The following is a 14,962-nucleotide window of genomic DNA, read 5'->3' as shown; positions in this document are numbered from 1 at the left end:
TTGCTGAATGTAACTATTACATAAGTCTTTTTTAAAATCTTCACTCTTCCTTAGCAGAAAACAGCACAGTAAATAATTTTTCAGCTTCTTGAGTGTTAACTTTAATTACATTAGGGCCGTCTAGGGGTTGCAGCAAAAGGATCCGACCTTGGCTATTAAATCCTACGCGGACAGTAACACCATAGTCTAGTAAAATTTCGTAAGTCGTAAAACCTGGTCCACAATTTCTTTTTTCTGGTAAAGTAAAATTTAAGCTATAGTTATCAATAATCCATTCTAGCAACACGGCTAAATATTTTTGGTTAGTTCCAGCGGGCCAAAAATTATTATGGTTTTTTATTTGGGTTGTATCAAAGTTTTCTAAAATGTGTCGTGCTGCAAATTGCAATTCATCATATTTAGTCCAATATAGCGAAGGCATAATTTACCCTAAATAATTTATAAAATTAAAAATATAAAATGCCTCTATATTCTAAGCTTAGCAACTAGTTGTTGCAACAATCGATAATATGAATGATTATTCATTCGACAAAAATTATTATCAAATAAATAAGAGGCCATAAATATAATGAGGATAAATAGCTCTTCTAATCTTTCAAATGTAAAAATAAATGATGTTGAAAACCATCAAACAAAGTCTACAAACAACAATTTTTCTAGTTCAGAATCCATTTCCACTACAACAACCCAAGTAGTTGGCAAAGACCCACGTGCATCTATGCGAAGTGCTGAAAATGGAATTGGAGCAAGAATTGTGGCATCTCAACTTCAAAATGGCCCAGAAGTTTCTTTAGAAAATATAAAAAATAATTTGTCATCCTATTTACGTTCTGGCAAAGAAGTTAGCCTTGAACCAAAAGAAAAGACTGTATCTCAAATATTTGGAAATGATGCTTTCCAAGATAATTTTACTGGTGATGGAAAATCAAAAGCTTCCACAACTAATGCTAAAGCTGCAAATGCTTCAAGTTCCAATCAAGCTACTGCTTCAGCAACCGATAGCGCACCAATGTCACTAGGAGCATTACTAGCAATGGTTGGCTCAATAATGGTTAAAGCTATAGAAAAAACTATGAAAAATCTGGAAGATGCTGCTAAACAACTTGATGCTGCTGTAGGCGGTGGCGCAAGTGGTTCTAGCCCAGCAACAGAGCCTACAAACCCTGCTGGCAATACTGGCAATACTGGCAATACTGGCAATACAGATGCTAATCAACAAGGAAACACTCAAGGAGCTAATGGAAACAATGGTGCAGGTGGAGCAAATGAAATAGACAACTCTCCATTAGATCCAATGCTAAAAAAACTAGAAACAATTCTTGTTGGTATGGAAGAAATAGTTCAAGAATTAGCTAAAACTATGAAAGAAGTTGATTTAACTGGCTCTGGCAGTTTAGAAAATAACCCAGAACTTTCAAACCTATTAAATAAAATGAAATCCCTGCAAGAAGCAGCTTTACAACTAGGTGCAGATGGGCCAAAAATGATGCAAGAAGCTTTGGCTAAAGCCTCTGTAGATCTTAACAACTTAGATAAATTAACTGATGCTGCACCTGTACATAATCATCCAACAACAAATAATGCTTCTACCACTCCAACAAACCAAACACCTCAAACTAGCCCAACAACTAGCAATTCTAGTGCTAAAGGTGGTGGACAAGCATCATTAAACCAAAAAATTCAAGAGCTAACCTTTAATTTACAGCAACTCCAACAATCTCTAAATCGCGTAAATGAAACCGTAAGCAACCTATCTCGCTCACAATCGGATGCTCAAAAAACTGCTGCTCAAAACCTAGCTGTCTAGTAAAAATAATAAGCAATAAAAAAGCCTAGAAGCATTATTTCTAGGCTTTTTTGTTTATATCTATTAAAAAATAGTTATTCTGTAAATTCACCTACTAAAACTACTTGATTGTTTGTATCCCTAATTTCTACACGACGAATATTTGTTACTGGATCTAGTTGGGCAGGAATGCCACTTGAGAAACCTCCTTTTTTGCTATCTTCCTTATCTTTCTTAGAAGTAAATTCAATTACAAAAACGGCTTCTCTTTCAGTTTTATTTACTTTTGCTTCACGGCTAGTAATTTCATTTCCATCGACAAATAATCTATAGTTATTATCTTTTAATACATTAACTCCAATTAGCTCAAAGCTTTGTTTTGCTTCACCTTCTTTTGGAGTCTTAAAAGAGATACGTATAATTCCTGTAGCATCTGGAGCCATTGCAGTAGGCTTAAGTCTAATAATTTTATTTACTTCTTTTTCTGGCTTATCTTTTTTCTCTGCAAGATCTTGAGCCATTGCAAAGCTACTAAAAATAACTAAACAAACCATGACTAAAATACTTTTAGGCAAACGTAGCATAATAACTTTCCTCCTTAAAATTTGTTTTTGTTAGACTAACTTTTAGTTATTTTGGCGTGACGTTCCGCATTAAGAAAGCCATTAAAGAAAAAAAGTCTGAAAAATTTTTAAAAACCCTGGTTGTTTTCTAAAACTATTATTTTATAGACCAAAGAAATCCTTAATTGAATGCAAGATATGCACTTGCCTTTCTCCAACTTGTTTATTGCCAGTCTCTTTATCTAAACCTTCTGTTATAGATTCTAGCTCAATTTTACGTCTAGCAAGCATATGAGCTATATCTTCGGCAATTTCTGGACGTTCAGAAAGAATATTTTGAAAAGCGGCCTTGTCTAAGCGATAACATTCTACTTCCTCTAAAGCAACTATTGTAGCTGTACGAGGTTCACCTGTAAGTAAAGACATTTCACCAAAAAAATTACCCGCTTTTAAACGAGATACTTCTTTTTCTACTACTAAAGACTTGCTAGGTGGTCTACTACCATTAAGACTACTACCTGCTACTGCTACTCGTACTGAAACTTCACCCTTATTAATTATGTATAACCAATGTGCTTCTGCACCTTGTCTAGTAATTACCTCCCCTTTTGCAAAAGGAGCATAACGAAGATGACCAACTAATTCCCTTAACTCTGTTTCATTCATTGTATGAAAAAGTTCAATACGCCGTAAATCGGCTAAACGTTGTTCTATTTCTTGTTCTTGTTTACGGATCTCTCGTTTGTTGCTTAATTCTGTAACAAAAATACCTTGTGCTGGTATAGATAAAGGTATTCCAGCACGTTTTAAGGCAAAATACACCCTAATACGTACATTAGAATCCGTTGGGTCATCTGCTGCTAAATCAGTTAGCCAATAACGCACTGCATAAGAGCAATAACTATCCTTAAAATCCATTAAAACCACATTAATTCTAGGTTCATCCGCTACATTAGGTATAGGGTTAGTTTGCAAAGCTTGCTCTACACATTCAATAACTTCATTTGGTGTATAACGAAAATCTACATTAAAATATACCCAACGTCTTGTTTGTAAAGGCTGGTTATGTCGTCGTCCATAAATTAATACTTGGCTTTTCATCAATTGACTGTTTGGAACCAAAACCGTTTCCCAATTTCTTGTTTCCAATACAGTTTGCCGCCAACGAATTTCCTTTACCCGACCAATATAAGGATCTATTTTAATCCAATCATCTGGTTGAACTACATGCTCAATCTGCAAAGCAAAACCTGCAATAATATTTCCTAAAGTATCTTGTAGAGATAAGCCTATAACGGCTGAAATAATTGCAGATGTCGTTAGTAAACCTGCAACATTTATTCCCCTAGATGAAAGTATTACTAGAATTGTTACTATATAAGTTAAAATTACTGTGGTGTCACGTAGTAAACGAGGTAACTTTAAGTGTAAACTATCCAAAATTACATCAAAAACTAGTAGCGATCCTAAATTAATCAAAGCAACGCTAATAAAAGCCGTAGCAAAAGCCCTACTATAAGAACCATAAATTGCATCTGCATTTATTTCTAAGAGTATTGCAGCTAGTAAAGAAATTGCGTAAAGAAGTATAGGAATTAGTACAGATCTTAATCTTTTGCGTTTGCCAGGGGCTATTCGTGCTACTAAAACCGCTCCAAAAATAGTAGCTAAAATAAACCAAGCAGCACCATTAACCACAAATTCTTTAATCAAAGCTTGGGAAAATAATTGAAAAATAAAACTGGCAACTCCAAATAAAGACATCTCTTCTAACCCTAGCTAGTTTAGCATTTAAGATAAACCCCAAGATTTTTTAGTAATAAATTCATTGAAAAGGGGATTCGCCCAGTATAACATTTCTTTACAAATTTGTTACATATTTTTTACATCTTTGTTACATTCTTGTAAAGTTTTACCGGAAATTAGCCTTAAGGATTAATTTATGTTTATTTTTAGGATTAAATTAAAATCTCTACTTATTTGCTTAAGCATATTTTTGTTTATTTTTAGCATAAGTTTTACCAGCTTTAGTCAAAAACCAAGTAAAACTTCTAAAAATACTTTGGTTTTACCTTACCAAAATTTGGCCCACAAGTTGTAGCTTATCCATTAATAGGCTTTGAGTATTATCAATGGAATAGTCATGGCTCAAGCGATCCTAAACAAGTAGATGTTATTAATGTAGTAATTTATAAAGACATAGACTTAAATATAGTTAAAGAAAAATATCCTGTTATTAAAGAAAAGTCAGACTATCGCTATGTTGAATTTTCTGAAGCAATAAAATTTATTGATGACAAAATAAATGAATGGAAAGAAGATAAAGCAAAAGAGACAGACAAAGAATTTATTTTGACCTATGACAAATTAATAAATAATTATTTAGTTTTAAGACAAACAATAGTTAAAAAGTTAGGTCAAAAATCTGTTACTAAATCTAATTAAAATGATAAAAGACTTAGAAAATACAAAATTAATCCACTTAAAAGGATGGTTGTTTTTATTAATAGGTATTCTGACAGCTTTATTATTAATTTTAGATAATTATAATATAGCCTTGCTTTTATTTGTTTGTGTGTGGTCTTTTGTAGATTTTATTATTATGCCTTCTATGTTATTGAAAAATATATAGATTCGCAGTTTAAATATTCTGGGTTATTATCCTTTCTACTTTATTTTCTTCGCAAAAAAGCTAAGTAAACTCTTTATGAAATTTTTGTGTTAGGGAGATTACTACATATGAAAATAATCTCCCAAATTAATATTTTAGCCTTTAGGAATGCTCTTTGCGGCTGGAGCATCTTTCATTGGCAAGGAAAACCGACGGATTCCATCAAATTTATAAAGTGCGCCCGCTACAGCACCGGCTGTTGGAACAAGCCCTATTTCGCCAACTCCTTTAGCTCCAAATGGGCCTTGTGGGTCGTTTTCTTCAATAAAAATTAGCTCGCATTCTGGCATATCTTTAGCTCGTAGTAAGCCTAAAGATCTAATGTTAGTGTTAGGCAATTTGCTATCAACAACCTTTAATTCTTCGCTTAGAGCATAGCCTAAACCCATATGAATAGAGCCTTCTATCTGACCTTCTAATAATTTTGGATTTAGCACTTTACCTACATCATGAGCCGCAACAACTTTCTTTAACTTGCCTTTTTCATCCAAAATCACTACTTGAGTAGCAAAACCATAAGAAAAATGTGTCATAACTTTTTCTACTTTAGCATTAAGTGCGGTGGTAAAATCTACGACGTGTTCACCATAGTATTCACGGCCAATTAATTCTTCTAGACTATGAGTTTTTAAGTCTTCCTTAAGTTTTGCTGCTGCAATACGTACAGCATTCCCGCCCAATGATGTAGCGCGTGAAGCCGTTGTCATCCCACAATAAAGCGGTTTAGAAGTGTCAACTAATGCCCGGACTCGACGAGGATCAATTCCTGTTTCTTCGCATAAACATTGAATTAAGACTGTATAAAGCCCTTGTCCCATTTCGGTAAAACCTTGGCGAATGGTGACACTCGCGTCTTTTTCTATAACTAATAAAACCCGTCCATATTCAGGCATTCCATTGCCAATACCAACATTTTTAATTCCACAAGCAATGCCTGCATATTTAGATCCTTGATAAGCATCTTTGACGGCCAGCAAAGTTTTCTTTAGTCCAACGCTATGTTCAAAAACTTGACCCGTTGCAAAAGTGTCGCCAACATCTACCGCATTACGATAGCGAATTTCCCAACCATCTAAACCAATTTTTTCTGCTAGTAGGTCTAAAGCTCCTTCTAAAGCAAATGCAGCTTGATTAGCACCAAAACCACGCATTGCCCCACAAGGAGGGTTGTTTGTATAAACAGCTAAAGCTTCAACATCAACATTATCAACACGATACGGGCCGCAGGAATGACCCGCAGCACGCTCTAGCACTTTTGAGCCTACAGAAGCATAAGCCCCTTTGTCACCAATCATTTTAGCTTTTACACCTAGCAACTTACCTTCATCATCACATCCAACCCAATATTCCATTTTGATCGGATGACGTTTTGGATGTAGGCAAATGCTTTCATCACGTGAAATTGTGATTTTTACTGGTCGATGTGTCATCATTGCAAGCAGCGCGGTTTGACCTTGAATGCTTAAATCTTCTTTACCTCCAAATGCACCACCATTAGAAATAAGTGTAACTGTAACTTTTTCCTCTGGAACATTTAGAAAAGAGGCTATTTGACGACGATCATCAAAAACGCCTTGGCCTTGGCTATAAACCTGCATTGAACCATCATCATTTGGTATAGCAATACAGCTTTCTGGCTCAAGAAAAGCGTGTTCAATTAGCTGTGTTGACCAAGTATGATTTACAACGTGAGGAGCGTTTTTTAATGCTTCGTCAGCATCACCACGTTTGATAAGTGAAGTAGAGAGTAAATTTCCTTTTTTATGTATTTTTGGCGCGTCGGGTAGCATAGCGGCCTCAGGTGAGCTAACTGACGGCAAAACTTCATACTGCACATCGATTAATTCTAATGCTTTACGAGCTAGTTTTGGTGTAGTAGCAGCAACAGCCGCAATTACATCGCCAACAAAACGAGTCTCTTCACCTTCAGCAACAAAAAGCGGCCAATCAGGATAAATTAAGCCTTGAAAACGCTGTCCTGGGACATCTTTAGCAGTAGCAACTGTCATTACACCATCAATGTCTAATGCTCTGCTAGGATCAACAGAGAGAATTTTAGCGCGTGGATGTGGGGAAAACAGCAATGCTCCATAAAGCATGTCTGGAAATGTCATGTCATCAATGTAAGGACGTGCGCCTAACACAGCTTCGCATCCATCATAACGAGGCAAACTTGACCCAATACGGCCAGAAAAGTCTTGTTCTGGCAGTGGTTCGCCCTGCAAAGCTTTTGCAGCTAGCTCTATGGAATCAATAATTTTTGTGTAGCCTGTACAACGGCAAATATGAGGATTAAGCGCGCCTGTTATCTCATCTCGTGTTGGATTAGGCTTTTTGTCCAACATATTTTTTGCACGTGCAACAATTCCTGGAATACAAAAACCACATTGCAATCCCCCACCTAGCACAAAAGCACGAGAAAAAATATCTCGCTCTCGTTCGCTAACACCTTCTAGGGTTAAAACATTTTTTCCTGCTATTTTTTCAGCATTAACAACACAAGACACCGTAGCACGATTATCAACAATCACTGTACAACAACCACATTGACCTTGAGGACTACAACCGTTTTTAGGCGATATTAGACCAAACTGCTCTCGCAAAACCTCTAGTAAAGTAGTGTCATAATCTATTTGAGCCGTTACTAATGAACCATTGAGGGTAAATTCAACTGTTTTTGTACTCATTTAATTTTTTCCTCCAAGTTGTTTTCTTGTTACTTGACCTGGGAATTTATTTTGTTCTTGGTTATTTTTTATCACTGCTACACCTTGCACAATTACATGTTCAATTCCTATTGGATATTGTCGTGGGTCGCTAAAAGTAGCTTGATCAATCACAGTGTCAGCATTAAAGGCTACTAGGTTAGCAAAATAATTTTCTTTAATTAATCCATAGCCTGTTAAGCCTAAATTTTCTGCTGCTAAGTAGCTTAATTTATAAATAGTTTGTTCTAGGTTTAATATACCTAAATCACGGGTGTAGCGTCCTAAAATTTTTGGATAAGTTCCAAAAGCTCTTGGATGAGGACGTGAGCCTAGCAGCCCATCAGTACAGGCATTAACATAAGGAAGTTGCCAAATCTTTTGCACCACTTCTTCAGATTGGCTAAAAGAAATCATTGAAACACCCATTTTTTCTTCTAGCAACAAGTCAAAAGCAAATTCTATTGGTGCTTTGTCTCTTAATTTAGCAGCATCGGCAACGTTTAGCCCTAATAAATCTTGATTATTTCCTGATGGAATATCAGAAATGATAATTCCTTCTGGGCCTGACCATTTCCAAAAGTTATCCCATTCTGCACGCTCAGTGCTAAGAATCTGCTCGCGCATTTTCTCACGATCTTTAGCATTAGCAAGCCTTTCCAAAGTACCTGCAACACCGCCAGCATGCGCCCAAGGAGGCAAAATTGCACCCATCATTGTAGAGCCAGCAATATAAGGATATTGATCAGCAGTAATTTTTAATCCTGAAGCTTGAGCCGCTTCAATTCGTTTTAGAACTTCGTCAACCTGTGACCAATTTTCTTTTCCGGCTGCTTTAAAGTGAGAAATATGCACATGAACCCCGCTAGCTTTTGCAATATCCAGCATTTCCTGTATACCTTCAATAAGGTAATCGCTTTCGCTACGAATATGCACAACTAAACGTCCATCTAGTTTTGCTAAAGTGCGAGATAAATCAATTAATTCCTCAGTATTGCTATAACAACAAGGTGGGTAAATTAGCCCTGTAGACATTCCAAACGCGCCTTCTCGCATTCCTTGTTCTAGCAGTTCTGCCATTGCAGCACGTTCAGCAGTGGTAGAATCTCGATCCTCCATACCCATTACCCAAAGCCTTAAAGCCCCATGAGGAACAAGATAAGAACAATCAACGCCTGGTTTTGCCGTTGTTAAGCTATTTAGATATTCATCTACAGTTTGCCAAGGCCAATGTCGGCCCAAAGTTCCTAAAAGTCCAGCTAATTGCTTTTCTGATTGGGTCTTGTCGCTTTCTTTTACTGGAGCAACAGAAATTCCATCTTGTCCAAATACCTCTAGCGTAATGCCTTGTCGAACTTTCATAAACAAAGATGGATCATTTAGCACTTTAAGATCTGAATGGCTATGAGTATCAATAAAACCAGGTGCAACAATTAAACCATTGCAATCAATTTCTTCTGCCGCGCTTAGTTCGCCGCTAGCGGCAATGCTGACAATTAAATTATCTTTAATGCCAACATCACCGCAAAAACGCTCTTTACCTGAACCATCAACAATAGTGCCACCTCGTAGCACTAAACTTAAATTTTCACTCATAAATAAACTATTTTCCTCTTACACGAGAGATATCATCATAAAGCTCTGGACGACGATCACGGTAAAATTGCCACTGTGTACGCACTTCTTGAATCATATCTAAGTCAAGGTCTGCTACAACTAGCTCATCTTTATCACGACTAGCTTGAGCAATTATTTTGCCGCGTGGGTTACAAAAATAGCTCTTGCCGTAAAACTCGCCTATTTTCCAAGGATCTTCCCAGCCTACACGGTTGATTGTGCCTACAAAATAGCCATTAGCTACAGCATGCGAAGTTTGTTCAAGTTCCCAAAGATATTCTGAATGCCCTGCAACAGTAGCAGAAGGAATAAAAACTATTTCAGCACCATTTAAGCCTAAAGCACGTGCGCCTTCTGGAAAATGGCGATCATAACAAATGTATACACCTACTTTACCAAATGCAGTATCAAAAACAGGATAGCCAAGATTGCCAGGTGTAAAGTAGAATTTCTCCCAAAAACCAGGTAAACAATGTGGAATATGAGTTTTTCGATATTTGCCTAAGTATTTTCCATCTGCATCAATTACAGCAGCAGTGTTGTAATAAACGCCTGTCATTTCTTCTTCATAAATTGGGACAACAATCACCATATGGTGCTTTTTAGCAAGTTCCATCATTAGTTGTGTAGTCGGGCCATCGGGAATACGTTCTGTTGTGCCATACCAACGAGGATTTTGTTCTGCACAGAAATAAGGGCCATAGAAAATTTCTTGTAAACAAAGAATTTGCACACCTTGACTAGCTGCTTGTTCAATCATTGCCAAGTGTTTATCAATCATTGATTGCTTAATAACATCTAATGGTTGATCAACGGAAGTTGGATTACTAGCTTGAATTAGACCACATTTAACAATTCGCGGCATAAATTAAATTTTATTCTCCTTAAAAATTTTAATAATTAAAATCTTATATTTTCTGCATTTTTTCCCAAAGTTTTATGGCTGCTTGACGAGTTTTTTCTGTTGCTTGCACAGGGTCAATAGTTTGATACTTACCTTCACGAAGTAAGAATTTACCATTTACCATTAAGCTACTTACAGGACTAGCAGACATTCCAAAAATAAAATGCCAAGCAAAATTTTCTGCTGTTAATGGTGTAGGCGATAAATAGTCATATAAAACTAAATCAGCCGTTGCACCAACATTAAGTTGCTGTAATTGTTCGTCAAAAATTTCACTCGCTAGATGTTGACCACCTGCTAAAAGTTCTAGCACATTTTCTGCTGATAGTCCTAGCTTGTCATCACGTGACTTGTAGAAAGCAAATTTAGCTTCCTCAAACATGTCTGAGCCAATGCCGTCCGTCCCTAACGCAGCACGTGAGCCAAAATCCTTTATTGACGCATAGCCAACATTATTATTCATATTAGAGCGTGGATTATGAATTAGCCAACTACCAGACATTTTAGCAACTCTTAAAGCTGATTGGTCAAGGTGTGTACAATGTGCCAAAATCGACCCAGGACGCAAAACGCCAGACTCGGCAAGTCGTTGTATTAACGGCTCTTTATAGGTTTCTTTTGCGTCTCTTTCATCTAAACGATCTTCAGCAACATGAATATGTACACCACAATTAAAATTTTCTGCTAGTTCAGCCAGCATTTTTAATGAAGTTGGATTAAGCGTAAAAGCTGCATGTCCACCAACTAAAGCCCGGTAAAGCCCGCCACTACTAGCTAAAGCTTGCTCATTTTCTTTAATTCCTAAATCTCTGTCCGTTTCGCCATTGCGGTCAGTTACTTCATAACAAAGCACTCCGCGCAGTCCTAAATCTGAAAGAGCTTGTTTGATAATGGAAAGTGAGTTAGTAATATAACTAGGTGAAGCATGATGGTCAATTAAAGTAGTTGTACCACTTCTTATAGCGTCTAGTCCGCCAGCAATCGCGCTCCAATAAATAGTTTCCTCATCTAAGGCGCGATCTAATCGCCACCAAACAAACTTTAAGATTTCATAAAAATTTGTAGGTGTTTGTTTCGGCCCTGGCATCCCTCGTGCTAGCGCAGAATAAAGATGAGTATGCGCACAAACAATGCCAGGAAAAATAAGCTTGTTTGTGCAATCTATTAGCTCCTCGCCATCTTGAAGAACTAAATTTTTATCTCGTGCAATAATTTTGCCTGCGTTAATGCGTAAATCAGAACTTTCAATGCTAATAGGGTCAAAACAAACCACATTAGCATTTTTTAACAAAAATGCGCTCATAGACTTTTCTTAATTGATTTTTGGGTATTTTGCAAAATAACTCTTAAAACAAGTTTGCTAATTATAGCCAATATTTATTAATAAGCTAGAAAGAAACTTGTTAGTTATTGAGTACAGGAAAATCTTAAGTCTTGCGATGATGAAATAGCTTTATTTGGAATGTTAGTTCCAAGAATATTAGGTAAAAATTTGAGAGTCGCGTTAGCATTTAGTCCACAATGGACTAAATGCTAATATTTAAGAAATAAACATTAAGCTAAATTTAGCTTGTAGGATTATTTGCAAGTGCAAAAAGTGGTTCAGTGCGATTTACTGTTTGGCTATTATTAGCTGCAAGATTTTCTGGACGGTTGCCAATTAGCTCTAAATGGCTAGCTGTAACTTCAAGACTATAGCGGGGTTTACCTGATTTATCAGTATATTCCTCAATTCTAAGTGGCCCTTCAACATAAACCTGTTTTCCTTTGCTTAAGTAAGATCTAGCGATTTCTGCTTGACGATCCCAAACTGTGACATTAAACCAAACGGTTTCTTCTCGTGCTTCATTACCATCTTTTTTTCTTTGACTAGTGGCAACAGTAAATTCACAAACAGCTTTTCCTTGGGGAGTATATTTTAATTGTGGTTCACAGCCTAGATTACCAATTAATGTAACTTTATTAAATGACATAATGATTAATCCCCTTAAACTTATCAAAAATTTACAGACAATGAAATATAAGAGAAATATACTGGAAAGTCAAGGAAAAATCTAGTGAGATTGTTTATTTTACCCAGCCTACATTTTTTAATTCTGAGATGGCTGTTTCTATGCTCTTGTTAATGCCTAGAGTAGAAGTATCAATAATTAATTTAGCTTGTTTATAAAGTGGTTCTCGTGCAGTTAGGATTGTTTGAAGTTCTGTCATCGCATTTGGACGATTAGCAATAGGGCGACGATCACCTTGAGCTAAAACGCGCTGCATATGTTCTGTAGGAGTAGCTTTTAGCCAAACGGTTATAGATTTTTCTTTTGTAAGTGCAAAAGCGTCTAAATTGTTAACAATACCTCCTGGCAACGCAATTATGGCTGTTTGTTGACGTGAAAATAACTCTAGCAAGGCTTGAGTTTCTAATCTCCGGTAATAGGTTTCACCATGAAGTGAAAAAATTTCTGTTAAGCTTAGTCCTGCTATATCTTCAATCTTTTCATCTAGTTCCCAAAAAGGAACATTTAATTTATTAGCTAGTTTTTTTCCTATTGTAGTTTTACCAGCACCACGCAGACCCAACAAAGTTATAGTTGTTTGTTGATGTTGCCCAAGTGCTAGAGCTAAAACACGTTTAGCTTGTTTTAATTCGCTTTCTGTACGACCTGTTAACATTGTGTCTATGTCGGCTTGCAATTGACTAAGGTTATTTTTTGCAGGTTCAACATTTAGTAATAACTCTGAAAGACTTACTTTTAGAACATTTGCTATTTGGGCAAGTCGAGTAATGGCAATGTTTCCTTCACCTACTTCAAGTTGTGAGACAAAACGTAGGCTTAAATCTGTCAAACTCGCTAATTCTTTAAGAGTCAATCCTTGTTGTTTACGTAGAGTTCTTACACGTTGTCCAAGTCTGATTAGTAAATCAGTCTCAGCAACAGAAATTTTTTCAGGGGTAGTTTCTATCATAAAGATGCACTATATTTCATATTCGTAAAAAAAGAAGCATTATTATGCTTGATTCTAATAAAAAGAGGTTGTATTATTCAAGCCAGAAAAATCAAATCAATTAAATTTAAGAAAAATTTTTAAGGTGAAAGAGCTAAATGGAAGCTATTAATTTTCAGACTGACCCTTCCCGCTATCAGCATATAGAGCTAGAAATCACTGGCCCGATAGCAACAATAGCCCTCAATATTAAAGAAGATAAACCATTAAAACCTGGTTATGCACTAAAACTAAATTCCTATGATCTAGGAGTAGATATAGAGCTTTTTGATGCAGTCTCTCGGCTAAGATTTGAACATCCAGAAGTTTCGGTAGTTGTAATTACTAGCAAACGAGAAGGTCTTTTCTCTGCTGGTGCTAATATTTTTATGTTGGGAAGTTCTACACATAATTTCAAAGTAAATTTTTGTAAATACACAAATGAGACTCGTTTAGCAATTGAAGATGCAACAGAAAATAGCGGTCAAACCTATATTGCAGCATTAAACGGGATTGCTAGCGGTGGCGGTTATGAACTGCCACTAGCTTGTAAAGAAATTTATTTGGTAGATGACCGTCGCTCTGCTGTAAGTTTGCCTGAAGTCCCTTATTTAGGTGTGTTGCCTGGTACAGGTGGACTTACACGCTTGGTTGATAAGCGTAAAATTCGCCGAGATCGTGCAGATATTTTTGTTACTTTAGCTGAAGGAATCAAAGGTCAACGTGCAGTAGACTGGAATTTAGTTGATGGAATTTTCCCTTCTTCAAAATTTAATGAAGAAGTGATGGCTAGAGCAGAAAAGCTTGCTGGTGAAGGACACACAGAACGTAAAGGAATAAAGCTTGAAGCCTTAAATCCAACTGTTACAGACAAAGGAATTAGCTATAAGTATGTCAAATTAACTTTTGGCCCAGAAACCAGAGTTGCACATCTTGAAATCCAAGCACCTGAAGAAATCCTTCCTATTCCAGATGATCCAACCTTGCTTGGTAGTGAATGGTATCCAATAAAAATGTATCGTGAGCTTGAAGATGCACTGTTGCAACTTCGTTTTAATTACCCTGAAATTGGTTTAACTACACTTCATACACGCGGCGAGCTAAATAAAGTTATTCAACTTGATGAACAATTGTTTGCTCATCGTGGTCACTGGTTTATCAATGAAGTAATACTGCTAATGAAACGGGTGTTAAAGCGTTTTGATGTATCGGCTAAAAGTCTTTTTGCAATAGTTGATCAAGGTTCTTGTTTTGCTGGAAGTCTTTTAGAGTTAGCTTTAGCTTCTGACCGTGCTTATATGTTAACAGGTACAGAAGTAGCTATTACAGAGTTTAATAAAGGTATTTTGCCAATGGGCAATGGGCTATCTAGGCTAACAACTAAGCTTTTAGGTGAGCCAAACATAGTTGAACAAGTTTTAGCACAAAGCGAACCTTTTGAGGCACAGCAAGCTGAAGAAATGGGGCTTGTGACTTTAGCAATTGATGAACTTGATTGGGATGATGAAGTTAGAGTAGCAATTGAAGAACGTGCATCACTTTCACCAGACGCGCTAACAGGGCTAGAAGCAAGTTTACGTTTTGCTGGCCCAGAAACTTTAGAAACAAAAATATTTGGTAGATTATCTGCTTGGCAAAACTGGATTTTCCAACGTCCTAACGCAGTAGGCGAACGCGGCGCGTTGATAATGTATGGAAAACCCGGTAGCCCTGAATTTGATTGGAGGAGAACCTAAG

General features: G+C 36.6%; 11 protein-coding genes. 2 read left to right on the top strand and 9 right to left on the bottom strand.

Annotated features, from left to right (window positions below):
* Positions 1-40 precede the first annotated feature (40 nt).
* Positions 41-421 (bottom strand): hypothetical protein, encoded by a 381-nt coding sequence (locus tag IPK14_17790; protein ID MBK7995163.1) that lies wholly within the window; start codon positions 419-421, stop codon positions 41-43.
* A gap of 147 nt (positions 422-568) precedes the next feature.
* Between IPK14_17790 and IPK14_17785 the strand changes: the two genes are divergently transcribed.
* The gene (locus IPK14_17785; GenBank protein MBK7995162.1) at positions 569-1,807 is read left to right on the top strand and encodes a hypothetical protein; all 1,239 of its coding nucleotides are present in this window, start codon (positions 569-571) and stop codon (positions 1,805-1,807) included.
* Positions 1,808-1,881: 74 nt separating this feature from the next.
* Here the strand turns inward: IPK14_17785 and IPK14_17780 are convergent, their stop codons facing one another.
* The 8 genes from IPK14_17780 to IPK14_17745 all read right to left on the bottom strand — a co-directional run bounded on the left by IPK14_17780 (position 1,882) and on the right by IPK14_17745 (position 13,207).
* The gene (locus IPK14_17780) at positions 1,882-2,370 is read right to left on the bottom strand and encodes a hypothetical protein (protein ID MBK7995161.1); all 489 of its coding nucleotides are present in this window, start codon (positions 2,368-2,370) and stop codon (positions 1,882-1,884) included.
* 141 nt (positions 2,371-2,511) lie between these two features.
* Positions 2,512-4,113, bottom strand: coding sequence for a mechanosensitive ion channel (locus tag IPK14_17775; GenBank protein ID MBK7995160.1), 1,602 nt, complete (start codon positions 4,111-4,113; stop codon positions 2,512-2,514).
* 1,002 nt (positions 4,114-5,115) lie between these two features.
* On the bottom strand, positions 5,116-7,707 hold the full coding sequence (gene xdh, locus IPK14_17770) for a selenium-dependent xanthine dehydrogenase (protein ID MBK7995159.1): 2,592 nt from the start codon (positions 7,705-7,707) through the stop codon (positions 5,116-5,118).
* The gene (locus IPK14_17765; protein ID MBK7995158.1) at positions 7,708-9,321 is read right to left on the bottom strand and encodes a D-aminoacylase; all 1,614 of its coding nucleotides are present in this window, start codon (positions 9,319-9,321) and stop codon (positions 7,708-7,710) included.
* Between the two features lie 7 nt (positions 9,322-9,328).
* A complete protein-coding gene (locus tag IPK14_17760) occupies positions 9,329-10,207 on the bottom strand; it encodes an acyltransferase (protein ID MBK7995157.1) in 879 nt (292 codons plus the stop codon).
* A gap of 43 nt (positions 10,208-10,250) precedes the next feature.
* Positions 10,251-11,549, bottom strand: coding sequence for an amidohydrolase family protein (locus IPK14_17755; protein MBK7995156.1), 1,299 nt, complete (start codon positions 11,547-11,549; stop codon positions 10,251-10,253).
* Between the two features lie 262 nt (positions 11,550-11,811).
* Positions 11,812-12,219, bottom strand: a complete 408-nt coding sequence (locus tag IPK14_17750) for a single-stranded DNA-binding protein (protein MBK7995155.1) — start codon at positions 12,217-12,219, stop codon at positions 11,812-11,814.
* 94 nt (positions 12,220-12,313) lie between these two features.
* Positions 12,314-13,207 carry a helix-turn-helix domain-containing protein gene (locus IPK14_17745; GenBank protein MBK7995154.1) on the bottom strand — a complete coding sequence of 298 codons (894 nt, stop codon included), beginning with the start codon at positions 13,205-13,207 and terminating at the stop codon, positions 12,314-12,316.
* Positions 13,208-13,344: 137 nt separating this feature from the next.
* On the opposite strand from IPK14_17745, the gene IPK14_17740 reads away from it, so the two are divergent.
* Complete coding sequence (locus IPK14_17740; GenBank protein MBK7995153.1) at positions 13,345-14,961, top strand: benzoyl-CoA-dihydrodiol lyase; 1,617 nt, start codon at positions 13,345-13,347, stop codon at positions 14,959-14,961.
* Position 14,962: the final 1 nt, after the last annotated feature.

It is taken from the genome of Blastocatellia bacterium, from assembly GCA_016713405.1.
Lineage (GTDB): Bacteria > Acidobacteriota > Blastocatellia > Chloracidobacteriales > JADJPF01 > JADJPF01.
Note: the sequence above shows the minus strand (reverse complement) of the source record. Positions and strands in the feature narration are given on the sequence as shown.

What these genes read in the sequence shown, in the direction of transcription:
- IPK14_17755 (MBK7995156.1), bottom strand. Translation starts at nt 11,549, where the DNA reads ATGAGCGCATTTTTGTTAAAAAATGCTAATGTGGTTTGTTTTGACCCT.
- IPK14_17760 (MBK7995157.1), bottom strand. Translation starts at nt 10,207, where the DNA reads ATGCCGCGAATTGTTAAATGTGGTCTAATTCAAGCTAGTAATCCAACT.
- xdh (MBK7995159.1), bottom strand. Translation starts at nt 7,707, where the DNA reads ATGAGTACAAAAACAGTTGAATTTACCCTCAATGGTTCATTAGTAACG.
- IPK14_17780 (MBK7995161.1), bottom strand. Translation starts at nt 2,370, where the DNA reads ATGCTACGTTTGCCTAAAAGTATTTTAGTCATGGTTTGTTTAGTTATT.
- IPK14_17765 (MBK7995158.1), bottom strand. Translation starts at nt 9,321, where the DNA reads ATGAGTGAAAATTTAAGTTTAGTGCTACGAGGTGGCACTATTGTTGAT.
- IPK14_17740 (MBK7995153.1), top strand. Translation starts at nt 13,345, where the DNA reads ATGGAAGCTATTAATTTTCAGACTGACCCTTCCCGCTATCAGCATATA.
- IPK14_17750 (MBK7995155.1), bottom strand. Translation starts at nt 12,219, where the DNA reads ATGTCATTTAATAAAGTTACATTAATTGGTAATCTAGGCTGTGAACCA.
- IPK14_17775 (MBK7995160.1), bottom strand. Translation starts at nt 4,113, where the DNA reads ATGTCTTTATTTGGAGTTGCCAGTTTTATTTTTCAATTATTTTCCCAA.
- IPK14_17745 (MBK7995154.1), bottom strand. Translation starts at nt 13,207, where the DNA reads ATGATAGAAACTACCCCTGAAAAAATTTCTGTTGCTGAGACTGATTTA.
- IPK14_17785 (MBK7995162.1), top strand. Translation starts at nt 569, where the DNA reads ATGAGGATAAATAGCTCTTCTAATCTTTCAAATGTAAAAATAAATGAT.
- IPK14_17790 (MBK7995163.1), bottom strand. Translation starts at nt 421, where the DNA reads ATGCCTTCGCTATATTGGACTAAATATGATGAATTGCAATTTGCAGCA.